The organism is Nonomuraea polychroma, from assembly GCF_004011505.1.
Lineage (GTDB): Bacteria > Actinomycetota > Actinomycetes > Streptosporangiales > Streptosporangiaceae > Nonomuraea > Nonomuraea polychroma.
Window position 1 is genome coordinate 3,584,856 of the sequence record NZ_SAUN01000001.1, and the last position, 17,030, is coordinate 3,601,885.

Annotated in this window: 15 protein-coding genes and 4 tRNA genes; 7 read left to right on the plus strand and 12 right to left on the minus strand. The window is 70.4% G+C overall.

The genetic code is table 11. From position 1 onward, the window contains the following. Positions 1–18 precede the first annotated feature (18 nt). The gene (locus EDD27_RS16075) at positions 19–867 is read left to right on the plus strand and encodes a MurR/RpiR family transcriptional regulator (protein ID WP_127933160.1); all 849 of its coding nucleotides are present in this window, start codon (positions 19–21) and stop codon (positions 865–867) included. Between the two features lie 26 nt (positions 868–893). Here EDD27_RS16075 and EDD27_RS16080 read toward each other — a convergent pair whose 3' ends face one another. The 7 genes from EDD27_RS16080 to EDD27_RS16105 form a co-directional block, all read right to left on the minus strand. Next, positions 894–1,424 carry a GNAT family N-acetyltransferase gene (locus EDD27_RS16080; RefSeq protein WP_127933161.1) on the minus strand — a complete coding sequence of 177 codons (531 nt, stop codon included), beginning with the start codon at positions 1,422–1,424 and terminating at the stop codon, positions 894–896. A gap of 17 nt (positions 1,425–1,441) precedes the next feature. Then, positions 1,442–2,008: a helix-turn-helix domain-containing protein gene (locus EDD27_RS16085; protein ID WP_127933162.1), complete on the minus strand. Its 567-nt coding sequence runs from the start codon at positions 2,006–2,008 to the stop codon at positions 1,442–1,444. Between the two features lie 38 nt (positions 2,009–2,046). After that, a complete protein-coding gene (locus EDD27_RS16090; RefSeq protein ID WP_127933163.1) occupies positions 2,047–2,871 on the minus strand; it encodes a nitroreductase/quinone reductase family protein in 825 nt (274 codons plus the stop codon). A 273-nt stretch (positions 2,872–3,144) separates the two neighbouring features. Beyond that, a tRNA-His gene (locus EDD27_RS54215) sits at positions 3,145–3,243 on the minus strand. Positions 3,244–3,247: 4 nt separating this feature from the next. Then, positions 3,248–3,320: transfer RNA gene (locus EDD27_RS16095), tRNA-Glu, on the minus strand. Positions 3,321–3,330: 10 nt separating this feature from the next. Continuing rightward, positions 3,331–3,403: transfer RNA gene (locus EDD27_RS16100), tRNA-Leu, on the minus strand. A gap of 13 nt (positions 3,404–3,416) precedes the next feature. Beyond that, positions 3,417–3,487 (minus strand) — tRNA-Ala (locus EDD27_RS16105). Between the two features lie 367 nt (positions 3,488–3,854). On the opposite strand from EDD27_RS16105, the gene EDD27_RS16110 reads away from it, so the two are divergent. From EDD27_RS16110 to EDD27_RS16135, 6 genes are all read left to right on the plus strand, one after another. Beyond that, positions 3,855–4,748 carry an MIP/aquaporin family protein gene (locus tag EDD27_RS16110; protein ID WP_127933164.1) on the plus strand — a complete coding sequence of 298 codons (894 nt, stop codon included), beginning with the start codon at positions 3,855–3,857 and terminating at the stop codon, positions 4,746–4,748. Between the two features lie 57 nt (positions 4,749–4,805). After that, a complete protein-coding gene (fdhA, locus tag EDD27_RS16115) occupies positions 4,806–6,029 on the plus strand; it encodes a formaldehyde dehydrogenase, glutathione-independent (protein ID WP_127933165.1) in 1,224 nt (407 codons plus the stop codon). Positions 6,030–6,125: 96 nt separating this feature from the next. Next, the gene (locus EDD27_RS16120) at positions 6,126–6,731 is read left to right on the plus strand and encodes a TetR/AcrR family transcriptional regulator (RefSeq protein WP_127933166.1); all 606 of its coding nucleotides are present in this window, start codon (positions 6,126–6,128) and stop codon (positions 6,729–6,731) included. A gap of 73 nt (positions 6,732–6,804) precedes the next feature. Next, positions 6,805–7,401: a hypothetical protein gene (locus tag EDD27_RS16125; protein ID WP_127933167.1), complete on the plus strand. Its 597-nt coding sequence runs from the start codon at positions 6,805–6,807 to the stop codon at positions 7,399–7,401. 63 nt (positions 7,402–7,464) lie between these two features. Beyond that, the gene (locus EDD27_RS16130; RefSeq protein WP_127933168.1) at positions 7,465–8,238 is read left to right on the plus strand and encodes a MerR family transcriptional regulator; all 774 of its coding nucleotides are present in this window, start codon (positions 7,465–7,467) and stop codon (positions 8,236–8,238) included. A gap of 189 nt (positions 8,239–8,427) precedes the next feature. Next, positions 8,428–11,196: a heparinase II/III family protein gene (locus EDD27_RS16135; protein ID WP_127933169.1), complete on the plus strand. Its 2,769-nt coding sequence runs from the start codon at positions 8,428–8,430 to the stop codon at positions 11,194–11,196. 167 nt (positions 11,197–11,363) lie between these two features. On the opposite strand, the gene secD is transcribed toward EDD27_RS16135, so the two are convergent. The 5 genes from secD to EDD27_RS16160 all read right to left on the minus strand — a co-directional run bounded on the left by secD (position 11,364) and on the right by EDD27_RS16160 (position 17,014). Then, positions 11,364–13,586: a protein translocase subunit SecD gene (gene secD / locus EDD27_RS16140; protein ID WP_127933170.1), complete on the minus strand. Its 2,223-nt coding sequence runs from the start codon at positions 13,584–13,586 to the stop codon at positions 11,364–11,366. A 39-nt stretch (positions 13,587–13,625) separates the two neighbouring features. Then, the gene (locus tag EDD27_RS16145; RefSeq protein ID WP_127933171.1) at positions 13,626–13,967 is read right to left on the minus strand and encodes a hypothetical protein; all 342 of its coding nucleotides are present in this window, start codon (positions 13,965–13,967) and stop codon (positions 13,626–13,628) included. 50 nt (positions 13,968–14,017) lie between these two features. Beyond that, on the minus strand, positions 14,018–14,674 hold the full coding sequence (locus EDD27_RS16150; RefSeq protein ID WP_127933172.1) for a response regulator: 657 nt from the start codon (positions 14,672–14,674) through the stop codon (positions 14,018–14,020). Further along, complete coding sequence (locus EDD27_RS16155) at positions 14,671–15,864, minus strand: sensor histidine kinase (RefSeq protein ID WP_241564066.1); 1,194 nt, start codon at positions 15,862–15,864, stop codon at positions 14,671–14,673. Before EDD27_RS16155 ends, EDD27_RS16150 begins: the two co-directional genes overlap by 4 nt. Before the next feature lie 256 nt (positions 15,865–16,120). Beyond that, the gene (locus EDD27_RS16160) at positions 16,121–17,014 is read right to left on the minus strand and encodes an MBL fold metallo-hydrolase (RefSeq protein WP_127933173.1); all 894 of its coding nucleotides are present in this window, start codon (positions 17,012–17,014) and stop codon (positions 16,121–16,123) included. Positions 17,015–17,030 lie beyond the last annotated feature (16 nt).

Consider the following 17,030-nt stretch of genomic DNA (forward strand, 5'->3'; position numbering starts at 1 on the left):
CATGTAACAATTGTCATCATGGAGAACGATCCGGTGGCGAGCCGCCTCAGCGCCGTCTACTCCGAGCTGCCGCCCGGCGAACGCGCGATCGTGCGGGTGTTGCTCGACGACTATCCGTTCGCGGCGCTCGGCTCGCTGCGCGCGCTCGCCGAGCGTGCGGGGGTCAGCCCGCCGACGGCCTCGCGGCTGTTCGACCGGCTCGGGTACGCCGGGTTCGCCGAGTTCCAGGCCGCCGTCAGGGACGGGGCGCGGGACCGTTCACGGCTGCTGGAATTCGTCACCGCGCCGGGTGCTCCCCGCGCTCAGCCGTCCGCCGGCCTGCCCGAGGTGCGGCGGGCCGCGGAAGACCTGCGCTCGGGTCTGGACGGCACGCTTGCGGCTGTCTCCGAGCCCCTGCTCACGGCCGCGGCGGCGCTACTGGCCGAGGCCCGCACGGTGTGGGCGCTGGGCGGGCCGCTGAGCGAGCTGGCGGCCGAATATCTGATCCGCCAGCTCGCCAGCCTGCGTCCCGGCGCGCACCGGGTGCCCGAGCCGGCGCATGGCCGCGCTCGTACCCTGCTGGACCTGGGGGCTTCCGACGTGATCGTGGCCTACGACTTCCGCCGCTATTCCCCCGCCACCGCCCGGTTCGTACACGCTGCCCGCGAGCGGGGGGCGCGGCTGGTGCTCGTCACGGACGCCTGGGGGTCGCCGCTGGCCCCCCATGCGGAGGTGCTGGTCAGCCTGCCGCGCGAGGCCGCGGGGCCGATCGCGCCGCTGGCGCACGAGATCGCCGTCACCGAGCTGCTGCTCGTCGCCGCAGCCGCGCGCCTGTCACCCGCCGAGCGCCTGGCCGACCTCGATGCGCTCACGCAGAGTCTGACGTGAGCCCCTTGCAGAGGGACTCGACGTGCTCACGCGGAGCCTGACGTGAGCCGCTTGTAGAAGAAGCTGCAGTCGCGCAGCGTGCCGTCCGGCGATCCGGCGTACTCGGGGACGATGCCGTAACGCGTCCAGCCGCCGGTGAGGTAGACGTGCTCGGCGGTGCTGCCGGTCTCGGTGTCCAGGAGCAGCAGATCGGCCCCGGCCTCCAGGGCGGCCCGCTCGGCCGTGGCCAGCAGGGCCCGCGACAGGCCCCGGCCGCGCGCCTCGCGGTGCACCATGAGCTTGACGATCTCGCCCCGATGGCGGGCATTGGGCTTGGCGGCCAGCGCCAGGCTGACGGTGGCGTCGATGCCGGCGCCATCGCGGGCGACCCACACCATCAGGCGGCCCTCGGCCACGGCTGGGGCCTGCGCCCGCCACCAACCGGCGGCAGCCTCATGGTCGAACGGCGCCAGGAACCCCACGGAGGCGCCGTCGTCCACGGCGTCGACGAGCAGATCGGCCAGTTCCTTCACACTGGCCTCGAACTCCGCGGCGGACAGGCGCTCGATGGTGTGCACGGACGATTCCTCGGCTTTCATGGCAGGACGACGAGTAGGGCGTAACGCACCGGGTCCGGTCCCGGGCAGCGGAAACGGGAGGCGCCCCAGAGGCGGAACCGCAGGCAGTCACCGGTTTCGAGAGTGTGCGCGTGACCGTTCGCGGTGATCTCCACCGTGCCGTCCAGCGCCCAGATGTGCTGCTCGAGCCCGGGAACCGCAGGCGCGTCGTAGACGATGTCCGCGCCCGGCCGCAGGATGCCCTCGACGACCTCGCCACGCAGGCCGGGGTGCGGCGGCGACACCGATCTGCGGACGAAGCCGGATTCCTCGTCCCGCCACACCTGCTGGGCCTCGGCCCGCACCAGCTGCGGCGGCTCGGACTCGACCTCGGCCAGCAGGCGGGACATCGTGCGCTCGTAGACTGCGCAGAGCTTGTTGAGCAGCGCCGCGGTCGGGCTGATCTCACCGCGCTCCAGACGGGACAGGGTCGAGCGGCTGATCGCGGCCCGCCGGGCCAGCTCGTCCAGCGACCAGCCACGCTCGACCCGCAGCTCCGCCAGCCGCTCGGCCAGCCGGGTATCCAGCTCCTCAGCCTGTCTCATATCCGGGAATATATCCCAAATACGGGACAGACGGAGAACTAGGCGCCGTTGAGCAGCGGAACGAGCTGCTCCTCCTCGTAGTCGAGGTGCGCCTCGAGCTCCGCGGTGAGGCGGTTCACCTCGATGGACAGCGCCTCGGGAGCGACGTCGTCCGCCGCCAGGAGCTCCTGCAGTCGCCCGAGAAGCTCCTGCACGACGGCGTGCTCCGCGCGCAGCCGCTCGAACGCCGCGGCCAGCTCCGGATGCCGCCCCTCCAGCGCGGGGAACATGAACCCGTCCTCGCGCTCATGGTGCACATGCAGCCCCTGGCACAGGGTCAGGCAGTTGACCCGCAACTGCGCGCCCAGCCGCGGCCCTGACGCGGTGACCTCCCGGCGGATCAGCGCCAGCTCCCTGCGGAAGGCGTCGTGCAGCCGCTTGAGCGCGTCGCCCATGGGCCCGGCCGGCGGCCCGTTGTCGATCGGGATGAGCGAGACCACCGGCAGGACCCGGCCCGACCGCGTCTCGTAGGCAGCCCACCCGGAGTCGGCCTCCACCGCGCGGGCGAACATACGATCCCGCTCCTCGCCCTCCAGTACGACGGCCTTCGCCTGGTAGGTGAAGACGCCGTCCTCCACGGTGACCTGCGGGTTGGCCCGCAGGTTGTGGTACCAGGCCGGGTGGGCAGGCGAGCCGCCGGCCGAGGCGATGACGAGGATGCGGTCGCCGTCGGGCAGGTAGCCGAGCGGCGTCGTATGGCGGGCGCCCGTCTTCGCGCCGACGGTCGTCAGCAGGAGCAGCCTGGCTCCTTCGAAGGGGCCGCCGACCTGCCCCTTGTTGGCGCGGAATTCGTCGATGATCTGCTGGTTGAAGTCCATGGGCATGCGTGTTTTCTCTCCAGGCGGGATGGGAGTCGAGGACATGGGAAACCCGCACGGCATGCCGGAAGAGACGGCGGGTCGACTACACCGCCGAAGGCATGGGACGTCGCGCGGGGACTACGCGGTCAGGCACGACCGATGGTGTGAGTGGTCACGGCGGCATCCCCTTTGATTCGGCGCCTCCATGCCGCCGCCGTCCACCCGGCCGGCGTCACGCGACGCGACCGCCATTACACGATCAACCGCGCATCCTGTCAACCCGGCCGGCTGGGATCGTGCGCGAGGACGGAGTCGAACGTAGGGCCGTTTCCCGAACAGCCAGAGCCGAAGCGTCCGGTTCACAGCCGGGTGGGCTCCCACGTGCCCAGCTCGCGCAAAGTACCCCGTACCGGACTCGAACCGGAGATTTCCCGGATGAAAGCCGGGCGTCCTGACCACTAGACCAACGGGGCGCGTATTACGTACGTCCGGCGGGATTCGAACCCGCACCGTCCGGCTCCTTAGGCCGGTGCCTCTGCCATTGGGCCACGGACGCGTATATTCCAGCGTGGACCGACGGGATCTCGAAACCCGAACTCCTGCTTGCAAGGCAGGTGTGATGCCTTTTCACCATCAGCCCGAAGAAAAAGAGAAAGGCCGCCTGGATGCGTCTCCGGCGGCCTGCGGATTCCCTCTTGCGAGGATCATCCCGGGGCCGGGTCGGCGAGCGCGAGACCGGACACGGCGGCTCGGCGATAGAGATGCCGTTCCCGCTCGTGTGCGACGGCTGCGTAGCGCATGGCCTGGCCTTTCCTGACGTCCTGCGTTCGACGTGGACCACGGTAGCCCGGGGCTTTCCGCGAATGCCACCTATTTATTGTCGGCCCGGCGCCTTGCGGTTGGTGAAACCGTTCCGTGGGCCGGGCTTTGCCCATCGACCCGGAGTGTCCGGGCCCACAGGGTTATATTTGAATATTGGGAGCAAACCATCGTCATCGGGGGTTGCGATGGTTGGAGACCTGCCGCGACGGCTCGTCGCGGAAGCAATCGGAACGATGTTGCTCGTCCTTTTCGGCGCCGGGTCGGTCGTGGCGGCGCTCGTGTTCGGGACGGGACAGCTGGACTACGCCGCGCTCGGCTTCATCTCGCTGTCGTTCGCCTTCGTCGTCGCGATCGTCATCTACGCGTTCGGCAGCACCTCTGGGGCTCACATCAATCCCGCGGTCACCATCGCCCTCGCCACGGGGCGCAGGTTCCCGTGGGCGGAGGTGCCGTTCTACATTGCCGCCCAGCTCGTCGGCGCGTTCGTCGGCGGACTGCTCATCGTGGGCGGATTCGGCCGGCGGGCCATCGATCCGGGCGGTGTCGGGCTGACCCGGCTCGGCGAGGGCGTGAACTACGCGCAGGGCATCCTGCTCGAAGCGCTCGGCACGTTCCTGCTACTGCTCACGATCATGGCGCTGGCCGTCGATCGCCGGGCGCCGGCCGGATGGGCCGGGCTGATGATCGGACTGGCGGTGGCGGGAGAGATCTTCCTGATCGGCCCGTCGACGAACGGCTCGGTCAATCCGGCTCGGACCTTCGGCCCTTACCTGGCCAACAGCCTGTTCGGCGGCGACACGCCCTGGGCGCAGATCGGCGTCTACATCGCCGGGCCCGTCATCGGCGCGGTGGTGGCCGTCGTCGTGTACGACGTGGTCGCCCGCCCGGCGCGCGAACTGCCCGAGATGGCCGAGCAGGGAGCTGCCGGGGAGATCACGGGCGCCAGGGAACCGCGGCCCGAGGCCGCCCGGGAGGAGCTGGCGGGTCAGGTTCCGGGGGCCCGTGCGCCGCAGGACGATCAGCTCAGGGACCGTGTCGGGCACGGCCGCCGACGTTGGCATCTCGGCCGGAGGGGGTGATCCATGAGCTCGTGAACGACCGTACGTCCGCCACTTGCGAGCGAGGGAGAGATCGCCATGCCTGGCAACAGGGGAGTCGCATACGAAGGCCCAGGCAAGGTCGAGGTACGCGAGACCGACTATCCGACATTCGAGCTCAAGGACGGCCCCGGGGTGAACCCGGCCAACGTCGGTCGCAAGCTGCCGCACGCCGCGATACTCAAGACGGTCGCGACGAACATCTGCGGCAGCGACCAGCACATGGTCCGCGGCCGCACCACGGCGCCCTCGGGGCTCGTCCTCGGCCACGAGATCACCGGTGAGGTCGTCGAGACCGGCCCCGATGTCGAGTACATCAAGACCGGCGACCTCGTGTCCGTGCCGTTCAACATCGCCTGCGGCCGCTGCCGCAACTGCAAGGAGGGCAAGACCGGAGTCTGCGAGAACGTCAACCCGGACCGGCCGGGGTCGGCGTACGGCTACGTCGACATGGGCGGCTGGGTCGGCGGACAGGCCGACTACGTCCTCGTGCCCTACGCCGACTGGAACCTGCTGAAGTTCCCCGACAAGGACCGGGCCATGGAGAAGATCCTCGACCTGGCCATGCTCGCGGACATCTTCCCGACCGGGTTCCACGGCTGTGTGAGCGCGGGGGTGAAGCCGGGCTCGACCGTCTACATCGCCGGCGCCGGCCCGGTCGGGCTGGCCGCGGCCGCCTCGGCGTTCCTGCTCGGCGCCGCCGTGGTCATCGTCGCCGACCTGAACAAGGAGCGCCTCGACCAGGCGCACAGTTTCGGCTGCGAGACCATCAACGTCGCCCTGGGTGAGCCGAAGGACCAGATCCTGCACATCATCGGCGAGCCGGAAGTGGACTGCGCCGTCGACGCGGTCGGCTTCGAGGCGCGGGGCCACGGCCACGAGTCGGAGGTGGAACGTCCTGCCACCGTGCTCAACTCGCTCATGGACGTCACCAGGGCGGGTGGCGCGCTCGGCATCCCGGGCCTGTACGTGACGGGAGATCCGGGGGCCGCGGACGAGGCCGCCAAGCAAGGGTCGCTGTCCATCCGGATCGGTCTCGGCTGGGCGAAGTCGCACAGCTTCGTCACCGGCCAGTGCCCGGTCATGCGGTACAACCGCCAGCTCATGATGGCGATCCTGCACGACCGGGTGCAGATCGCGAAGGCGGTCAACGCCACACCGATCCCGCTCGACCAGGCGCCGCGGGGATACCACGAGTTCGACGAGGGGGCCGCACGCAAGTACGTGCTCGATCCGCACGGCATGCTCACCAGAGCATCCTGACCACAGTCATGAGGCCGCCGGATCTCCGGCGGCCTCATGATGCGACCATCGCCAAGACGGAACGTCTCGTCTCACTGCAGTGGTAGGATGCCGGGCATGTCCAAGCAGCCCGACCCCACCCGCCGCAGCGAGCGGTCCCGGCAGGCCATCCTCGCCGCCGCCCGCGAGCTGGTCTCCGAGGTGGGATACGCCAAGCTCACGATCGAGGCCATCGCCGCGCGGGCCGGCGTGGGCAAGCAGACGATCTACCGGTGGTGGCCCTCCAAGGGGGCGGTGGTCTTCGACTCCATCCTGGCGTTGAGCGAGCCGAGCGCGGACAGCGGCATGGCGCTGCCCGACACGGGCGACATCGAGGCCGATCTCAAGGTCGTGATGCGGGCGACGGTGGCCGAATTCGCCGATCCGGCGTTCGAGGCGCCGATCCGGGCGCTCACCACCGAGATCATCAACGATCCCGGCCTCGCCGCCCAATACCGGGAGAAGCTGGCGGGCCCCGTCGACGAGGCCAAGAAGGCCCGGCTGCGCAGCGCGCAGCGGGCCGGGCAGATCGCCGCGGACGCCGATCTCGACCTGGCGCTGGAGCTGCTGTACGCCCCCCTCTTCCAACGCTGGCTGCTGCGTTCCGGCCCGCTGACCCCCGAGTACGCCGACACGCTCGTCGACCTCTTCCTGAAGGCCATGCGCCCCCCGCTTCGACATTGACGTGACAGCAGGGAATTGATCACTAGGTGCGGGAAGCCTATTACCGTGTCCTGGCCCGTACTACGATCAGCGCATGGTCGCGAGGCGTGTGCTGACATTTCTCGGTTCGCGGTTTCTTTTCCTGGCGCTGATGGCCGGTTATCTCGTGGTGGCGACAATGAGCCATGGTGTTCCCCTGCCGAGAAAATTAGAGCCCCTTCTCGCATTTATGCCGTGGCTGTTGTTCGGCATTCTGATGATCCGGGGTCTTCTCATCCATTGGGGAGCGGTGGAGCCGAGGCCGCGGGTGCGCGAGCGGTCGGCTCTCTGGCGGTCGGTGCCGTTGTGGCTGCTGTTCGCGGCGGTTGGCGTAGCGGTGTGGGTGAGCTCCGATCATGGCAATGTGTCACTCGTCTGCACGGACAACCGGACTTCGTGCGCGAAGGTCAACAGCTACGACTACAGAGCACTCGACGGCGGTTACGCCCGCCGGTACGCATTGGACGAACAGGGCGCCACGGACCTGGAGCAGCCCTGGGTCGTGATCAGTGAAGAGACGTACGTGGCCGAGGTCGGAACGATTCTGCGCGGGGCCATCAACTTCGGTGCGTATTGCCTCTTCTTTGCTTTTGTGGTCGGCGAGGCGATCCGTCTAGGAATATGGAGGCAATCGAAGAAGGACTGGTGGTGACCGGTCAGGAGGCCGGTTCATGCCCGCTTGACCTTGACGTGACGTCAAGGTCTTAATGGTGTCATGCGGATCGGAGAGCTCGCCGCGCTGCTCGGAGTGTCCACCCGGACGGTGCGCTACTACCACCACCAGGGCGTCCTCCCCGAGCCGCCCCGCCGGGCCAACGGCTACCGCGAGTACGGCATGCGCGACGCCATCGCCCTGGCCCGCGTCCGCCGTCTCGTCGCGCTCGGGCTGAGCCTGGAAGAGGTGCGCGACGTCATCGCCCACGACCGGTCCAGGGAACTGCCCGAGATCCTCGCCGAGATCGACGCCGACCTGGCCAGGCAGGAGCAGGCGATCCGGGACCGGCGGCGACGCCTGGCCGAGGTGCTCCAGCAGGCCGAGGCCGGGAGGCTGGCCCCGGAGGACACCGCTTCGACCGACCTGCTGGCCTTCCTGCGGGCGGTCGATCTCCCCACGTCGCAAGCCGCGGCCTGGGACCGCGAGCTGCTGGTGCTGATGGACACCGTGTCGGCGTCGCCCGACCGGCAACGCGCGTTCTCCATGCTGGAGACGCTCGCCGCGGATCCTGAGCTGCAGGCGCGCGGGCACGAGTTCTACCGCAGGCTCGACGAGCTGGCCGACGCCGAGCCGGACGACCCGCGGATCGCGCCGCTGGCCGAGATCGTCGCCGAGTACAGCGTGCGCCACCTGCTGGCCGACGCCGGGCCGGCCGGGCCCACGTGGAACGTCGAGACGGTCGAGCCGTTCCTCGACGGGCTGGCCCCGGCCCAGGCGGAGGTGATACGGCAGGCGGTCCGGCTCATCGCACGTGAAACCTCACGCCTCAGCTGAGGGTGAAGGCGGCACGGTCGGCGTCGGGCAGCCACTGCCTGCCGGGATCGAACGGCCGGCGCCGGGCGACGAGGTGAGGACCGGCACACCCTCGAGGGTGTCCCCGACCGCGCCCGAGACCCGGCACAACACAGCGTCGACGGCGCCCGACATACCGCGGATATACCGCGCACCTCTACGTTGGCGTGCATGTCTCCCTCGTGGCGGCGGCTCGCCGTCCTGATTCTGGTTGCCGCGTGCCTGGTGCCGGCCCCTCCGGCCGCCGCGGCTGCGTTGTCCGACGCGGGCTTCTTCGGCAGGTGGAGCGCCGGCGCCTGGACGGTGGGGCCGCGGCTGAACTACGCGCTCGCGGGCCTGAAGCCCGTGGAGAGCGCGGTGAAGGCGGGCGCCTACGCGCTGGCCAAGCAGCGGCTGCTGGATTACTACCGCGCGCGCCCGGCGATCGAGGCGGGTGGCTTCTCGCACACGACCTGGCCGGGCGCACTCGAGCTGACCGCCAGCCACATCTGGACGCTGGGATCGGGCGAGGTCTACATCAAGACGCTGACCTTCGGCCCGGGGGAAAAGACGGTCACGGCAGACGTCACGAGCAGCATCACCAGCGGCAAGCCCGGATTCTTCCTGATGAGCCGGTACAAGGACGCGGTCATCGCCCTCATCAACAGCAGGAGCAAGGGGTCGGGCAAGCCCACCCTCCGGCTGACCCTGGCCGACGGATCGGTGAAGACCCTTCACCCCACGCACGACACCTACATCTGGGCGGCCCACCCGGGCAGCGTGTACGGCACCAAGTACTACATGCAGGTCAGCGACCAGGGTGCGGGGCCGTTCACCGGCGAGACGCGCAAGGCGTACCTGCGGTTCGACCTCGACGGCGTCACCGGCGTGAAGAAAGCGGAGCTGACGCTGACCGGCACGGCCGACACCGCGAAGGACATCATGCTGTACGGCAACGCCGAGACCTTCGACGAGGCCACCCGCACCTGGTCCAACACTGTGCAGAACACGTTCTCCTGGGAGGGCGACCCCGGCGGCTTCGACTGGAAGCTCCCCGGCGGTGCCGACAAGGAGTATCTCATCGCCGACATGGAGTATCTCTACCAGCTTCCCCGCTTCTACTTCGCCGGCCCGCTGGCGCTGGAGTACCAGAAGACGGGCAACGAGCAGTACGCCCGCACGCTCATCGGCCTGATGACCGACTTCATCAAGGACGCCGACGCCTACGACGCCATTCAGGGCGCCGGTTCCTACCCGGGCAACCTGCACGCCGCGCGCCGCCTGCACAACTGGATCGCGGCCTACGAGATCCTGCGCAAGAGCCCGTCGCTGACCCCCGAGGCCAACACCGCGATCCTCAAGACGATGAACCGGGCGGGCCTGTACCTGCAGGAGAACGTCAACGCCACGCCGAACAAGATGCAGTCGCAGAAGATCACGCTGTTGCACGCCTCCGTCTATTTCCCGGAGTTCCGCGTGGCGCCGGCGTGGCGGACCAACGCCGCCAACTTCCTCTCGGCCCAGCTCAACGACTCGACCTACGCCGACGGCGGCTACAAGGAATCCACGGACGCCTACCTGCGGGGCTACCTCAGCCAGTACGTGGACGTCGTCGCCTACATGCAGCGCAACGGCATCGCGTTCACCGCCACCGCCAAGCTGCGACAGCTGGCCCGCTTCCTCATGGACCAGAGCTATCCCAGCGGATACGGCCCGGCCTACGGCGACAGCGACTCCCTCGACCTGCGCAGCACCCTCGGGAAGCTGGGCCAGCTGCTCAATGACCCCGAACTCCTCTACGCCGGCACCTCCGGCAAGTCGGGCGAGAAGCCGGCGCACACCTCCGCCCTCTACCCGGACACCCGGGTCGCGGTCTCCCGCTCCGGCTGGACCGCCGACGACTCCCACCTCCGGATCAACGCCGACCGCGGCAACCACAGCCACCCGGACGAGCTGGCGATCACCGCTTACGCCTACGGCCGGCCGCTCCTGCCTGACATGGGCACCTTCACCTACAGCACGGACGCCCGCGCGCAATGGCTGCGGAAAACCACGGAGGCGCACAACACGATCGAGATCGACGACAACCCGCAGACCTCGACCGCGGCAGGCGCGATCTCGCCTCTGATCACCAACCCCGCCTTCGATCTGATCGGCGCGTACACCGACAGCTCCGCCGGTGCTCGCCACGAACGGTCGGTCCTGTCGCTGCACTCGGGCCTGTGGGTGGTCTCCGACCGGCTCACGCCGGTGGACACCGCCAGGCACCGCTACGAGCAGAACTGGCACTTCGCCTCGGGCGCCAAGCCCTCGATCCGCTCCGGGACGGAGGCCACGACCACCGCCTTCGCGACGGGCGCGAACCTCACGATCGTCCCCGCCGACCCGGCCGAGGTCGCCTCCACCCTGCGCGACGGCTTCTACGCGCCGCGGTTCTACTCGGTGGAGAACGCGAAATACGCCTCCTACGTCAAGACGGACACCGGCCAGCAAACCTTCGACACCCTCCTGGTGCCGTCCAGGGGCGCGGCCGACACGTCCGTGACGGTGGAACGGCTCCCCGTGGGCACCATCCCGTCGTACCAGGCGACAGCCCTCAGCCTGAACGGCGGCGCGGGGGTCTACTACAAGTCCTGGACCCCGAAGGCGCCGCGCGCGTTCGGTTCCTACACCTTCGACGGCCAGCTGCTCTACGCCGACGCCGGGTCGATCGTGATGGTCGACGGCTCGTCGGTCGAACGTGCCGGCGCGACCCTGGTCAAGGCGCCTGCCGCGGTCAAGGACCTGGCCGTGACCTTCGGCGGGGACGGCACCGTACGCATCGACGGCAGCGGGCTGACCGCCAGCACCGACCCGGCCCGGGCCATCGCGATCGCGGCGCCGAATGCCGCCAAAGTGATCCTCAACGGCAACGTCGTTCCCTTCGAACGCGCGGGCGCGCTCATCTACGCGGCCGCCTGAAGGAGAACTCCAGCCCGGATCGGCAGGCGCCCGCCGGCGCGCCGGCCTCGGCCGACCCACCGTGCCCCTGCTCCGCGACTCCCCAGGAGGCGCGGGCAGAGGCACGGAAGGTGGCACATGCAGCGCGGCCAGGGCCCAAGGGTGGGCGACGCGCTATGCGCCGTGGATCAGACCACCGCCCCGCTGCCCGTACGATCGCGCGGGGCGGTGCGCCCGGCCGGAGGGGCGGGCGGGCGGCGGTCGAACCGGGCGAGCACGACGGCCGCCGGCCCGGCCACGAACGCCGACGACAGCGTCCCCGTGACGATCCCGGCCACCAGCGCGATGGAGAAGTCCCGCAGCGAGTCGCCGCCGAAGACCATCAACGCCACCAGGATGAACAACGCGCCGAGCCCGGTGTTCACCGTACGCGGCAGCGTCTGCACGATGGCCCCGTCGACCGCCGCCGCGAACCCGCCCCGGGAGGTCCACAACTCCCGGACCCGATCGAACACCACCACCTTGTCGTTCACCGAATACCCGACGATCGTCAGCATCGCCGCCACGAAGATCCCGTCGATCGGCTTGCCCAGCCACGCGAACAACCCGACCACGACGGCCACGTCCACCAGCAGCGCCAGCACCGCCGCCGCCCCGAACGTCCACCGGAACCGGATCGCCAGATACAGCAGCTGCATGGCCACGGCCACCCCGAGCGCCACGAGAGCGTTGCGCCGTAGCTCCTCGCCCAGACTGGGACCGATGAACTCCTCGCGCGTCTTGCTCACCTCACCCCCGTGCGGCGCCAGCGCCTGCTCGATCCTGGCCACCTCGTCCAGGCCCAGACTCGCCGCCCGCACCGCGACGCCGTCGTCCGTGGACTGCACCACCGCCGACGGGAACCCGGCCCGCGCCACCGCCTGCCCGGCGACGTCGGCGGGAACGGGCTTCGACGTGGCGAACTCCACGAGCCGCCCGCCGGTGAACTCCACGCCGACGTTCAGCCCGCGCACCAGCAACCCGGCCACGGCCACCACCGCCAGCCCGCCGGCCACCGCCAGCCACAACCTTCTGGCGGCCATGAGCCGTGGGTTCCTGCGCGCCAGCCAGCTCCGCACGGCCCCCTGGGAGGCCAGCCCCGACGCGCGCGGCCCGATCCTGCCGATGACGCTGTGGACGAGCACGCGAGTGATCACCATGGCGGAGACGAGCGAGGCCAGCACGCCGATCGCCAGCGTCACTCCGAACCCCTTGACCGGTCCCGAGGCCAGCCAGAACAGCAGCCCGGCCGCGATCAGAGTGGTGACGTTGGAGTCCGCGATCGCGCTCCAGGCGTTCCTGAACCCCAGGTCCAGCGCCCGCCCGAGCCCGCGCCGGGAACCGTGTTCCTCCCTGGCCCGTTCGAAGACGAGCACGTTGGCGTCGATGGCCATGCCGATCGCCAGCACGAACCCCGCCAGTCCCGGCAACGTGAACGTCGCCCCCATCGCCACCAGCGCCGCATACGAGATCAGCCCGTAGCAGGCCAGCGCCACCGCCGCGAGCAGCCCGGACACCCGGTAGACCGCCACGATGAACACGGCGGTCAGCACCAGCCCGGCCACCGCCGCCTGGGCGCTGGCCTCGATGGCCGCCGCCCCGAGCGTGGGTCCGACCGTACGCTGCTCCACCAGGGTCAGCGGAACGGGAAGCGCGCCGCCCTTGATGAGCACGGCCAGGTCGCGTGCCTCCTCGTGGGTGAACGACCCGGTGATGTCGGCGCCGCCGCCGGGAATGCCGGTACGGCACGGGATCGACGGGTCGAGCGGCGGAGAGGAGATGATCTCCTGGTCGAGCACGATCGCGATCCTGCGCTTGGGATCGCCCTGCGGCTCGCACGCCGCCGCCCCGGTCAGCCGCTGCCAGGCGCCGGCGTCGCGGAAGTCGATGCGCACCCACCAGCCGGGGCCGCGCTGCGGATCGCTCTGCTCGACGGCGTCACTCACGCCGTCGCCGGTGATGGCCGCGGGCCCGAGCCTGAGCGGCTCGCCGTTCTCGTCGCGTACGCCTGAAGAATCGCCTGCGCCGAGAACAGGATGGAAGGCCAGCTGCGCGGTCCGGCCGATCACCTCGGCCGCCTGCCGTGGGTCGAGCACGCCGGGCAGCTCGACGATGATCCGCTTCTCGCCGGAGCGAACCAGGGTGGGATCGACCACGCCGAGCGCGTCCGCCCGCTGGCGGAGCACGTCGAGCGCACGGTCGGTGGCGGCCGCGTCGGCCTTGACGGTCGGCGAGTCCTTCGCCTCGAAAACGAGCTGGGTACCGCCGCGCAGGTCCAGGCCCAAGCGCGGCGCGGTGGTCAGGGCAAAAGCTAAGGAGATCGCGATGACGGCAAGCGCCGCCACCGCACGCCAAACAGGCGCACGGAACATGAAAGCCTCCACAGGCTCAGATGTGCGGGACAGGGAATCTCAGAACCCTGTGGAGGGAGGCCCCCGCGCCGACGCCGCCTCGGGCCGGCGGCCCGACGGAGCGTCCGGACCGGGGCTTGTGCCGACGGCGGCCCGCGCGGGCGCCGGATGCGGCAGGCCGGACGGGAGCACGGCAGGCCCGGCTGGACCCGCCAGGCCGAGCAGGCCGTGCCGGGCCTGCATCGTGGTGTGGTGGTACGGCTCCTGGCCGAGCCCCGGCTGCTCCTGAGCCCGCCAGGCCGCCACCGCATGCGTGACCCGTTCGGCGGGCAGGGCGTGGGCGGTCGCGGGCAGGAACCAGGACAGCAGGAGGAGCAGCGCGACGGGCAGCCTGGTCCGCACCGTCCCCCTCCCTCCTCCCGGCAACCGTGCCCTCACCGTAACGCGCTGAGCTACGTGGCGCCCATCAAACGGCTCTCCCACGCCCATGAGGCGATCCCGACCCGATTGCGTACGCCGAGCTTGGCCTGAATGGCGGAGACGTGACCCTTGACCGTGCTGAGAGAAATGAACAACTCGGTGGCGATCTCCCGATTGGTGCGGCCCCTGGCGATCGCCCGGACCACCTCGATCTCCCGCTCCGACAGCGGCTGCGCGGGCCGGTGCGCGGCTGGGGCGCCGGCCGACGTCACGTGGCGCAGCAGCCGCAGCGTGAGCGACGGAGAGATCAACGCGTCGCCGGCATTCGCCGCCCGCACGGCCTCGACGAGCAGCGCCGGGCCCGCGTCCTTCAGCACGAAGCCGACCGCGCCGCCGCGCAGCGCGCCGTAGACGTACTCGTCGAGGTCGAACGTGGTGACCACGACCACCCGCAGCGGGGCGGGCACGCCGGGCCCGGCCAGGGCGCGGGTCACCTCGATGCCGTCCACACGTGGCATCTGGACGTCCACCAGGCACACGTCCGGGCGCAGCCGCCGGGCCAGGGCGATGGCCTCGTCGCCGTCGGCGGCCTCGGCGACGACGGTGATGTCGGGCTGGTCCTCGAGGATGACACGCAGGCTGGCGCGGACCATCGCCTGGTCGTCGGCCAGCAGAACGCTGATCGTCATCGGCGTTCCCCCTGACCGGGCGGTTCCCGCCGGCTGGGCAGGGGCAGGGTGGCCAGCACGCCCCAGCCTCCGCCGGAGCGAGGTCCGGCGTGCAGCGTGCCGCCCAGCGCCTCCACGCGCTCGCGCATGCCGAGCAGCCCGTAGCCGCCACGGCGGTGACGCCTGGTGGAGACCGGCGGCGCGTCGTCGGCGATCTCCACCGTGACGCCGTCGTCGCCCTCGCACGCGACGGTGACCCGGACGGAGCCCGCGTGCGGGGCATGACGGGAGACGTTGGTCAGCGACTCCTGCACGACCCGGTAGACGGTGCTGGTCACCTCGGGCGGCCAGGCGGCTGCGTCGTCGCCGTCGGGCAGGCGCAGGTGCACGGCGGGACCGTTGAAACGTCGGACCAGGTCGGTGAGGCTTTCGGACGGGGACGTGGGCGCGCCGGTCTCACGGAGCAGGCCGACGAGGCGGCGCGTGGCGGCCAGCGCGTCAGTGCCGGCGGTCTCGATGCCGGTCAGCGAGCCGTCCAGCCGGTCGGGCTGCTTGCGGGCGAGGACCTGGGCAGCCTGCGCCTGCAGGACGATGCCGGTGACGTGGTGGGCGACCACGTCGTGCAGCTCCCTGGCGAGCTGGAGTCGTTCCTGGCGGCGTACGTTGCCGGCGATCGTCCGATGGCGGGCGGCCAGCAGCCGCGAGCACAGGCCGGTCGAGACGCCGGCGAGCCATCCGGCGGCGTTCAGCATCGTCACGGACGGGAGCCCGGACGCGAGCGTGTTGGCGGTGAGCGGGGTTCCGGCGGTCACCGCCAGACCGCCGGCCGCGATCGCACAGGCCACGACGGCGGGGAGCGTTCGGACCGCCGACCCGACCAGCACGGACAGGCCCAGGGCCATGGCGGGGCCCGGCTCGGCGGGAAGATCGACGAACGTGGCGGCCAGCACGGAGGCCGCCGCGACGGCCAGGCCCGCGGCCGCTGCCCACACCCGGCCGCGCCGGCGCGCCAGGGCCAGCCCGCACACCACCGTCCCGGCAATGCAGCCGAAGAGCCAGTAACCGCTGCCCCAGGAAACGGCGACCTGGTACGCCCAGAAGGCCAGCAACGTCGCGGACGCGACACCGAGCGCGGCATCTGCCGCGAAACCGGCGCGCCCTGCCTTCGCCGCCGTGTGGACGCGGCTGCCCACTCGATCCCCGACGTTCACGCCGATCAGGGTAGGAGGCCGGCCTCATCCCGGTGAACCGGCCGAAAGTACGGTCTCGGCCGCCGCGAATGTTGAGCGACGAGTTTCTGGGCTCTGGCTCACTCTCGATGATCTCGGTGGCAGAGCATGCAGGGTGTCACGAATAGCGGTGGCGGGATGCTCGACGGTCGGCTGATCCATGCGGAGAAGGACCACCACGAGCTCTCCCTGATGAGCAAGGGCGGCTCGGCTGACATCCGCGGGGGCGCGGCGCGCATCATGCGCAATGCTCGGCGCACAGGCAGCCGACGCCCTTTTCGATCCACTCCCGTCCGGCCCACTCCGGATGCCGCGCGATCATCAGCGCGGAGATCTCCTCGACGATCGTCTCCTCGCTCATGGCCGAGTCACGGCGCGCCCACGTCTCGTCGCGCAGCAGCTGCAGGTAGTCGCGTACGTCGGCCAGCAGTTGCGCGTCGCCGACGTCACCGTGGCCGGGCACCACCACCCGCGGACGGTCGTCGGCGAGCCGCCGCATGACCGCCAGCCAGCGTGTGCCCGAGACGTCGGTGTCGTGCGGCGGGAACCACGGGAAGATCGCGAACTGCCCGGCCTCTACCAGATCCCCGGTGAACAGGACATCCGCGTCCGGCACCTGGACCACTTGGTCGCCCTTGCTGTGCGCGCGACCGGTGGCCCGCAACTGGACCACCCGGCCGCCCAGGTCGAGGTCGTACGCCTGGTCGTAGACGATGTCCGGCTGCCCCAGCTCGACCCCTTCGAGCTGGCGTGCGACCAGTTCGCCGAGCCCCCGGAACATGCCGACGTAGCCGGGGCCCTTCAGCCGCAGGTCCTCCGCCTGGTCGCGGTTGATCAGGTACGTCGCCTCGCCGGCGAACGTCCGGGCGCCGAACGCGTGCTCGGGGTGGAAATGCGTCGTGGTCAAATACAGCTTGCGGCCCTTGGCGTAGTCGGCCGCGAACTTCAACACGGTTTCGGCGTTACGCGGCCCCATTCCCGTTTCGACGACGAGAACGGAATGTCGCCCGCCGATGACACCGATGTTCGGCACCAGAGGCACGCGCCGGTTCGAGATCACCACCATGTCGCGGGCTAGTTCCCGCAGACCGGCGAGGTCCACGACCGGCTCGAGCATTGTCTGTTCCGCCATTCTGACTCCTGCGAAT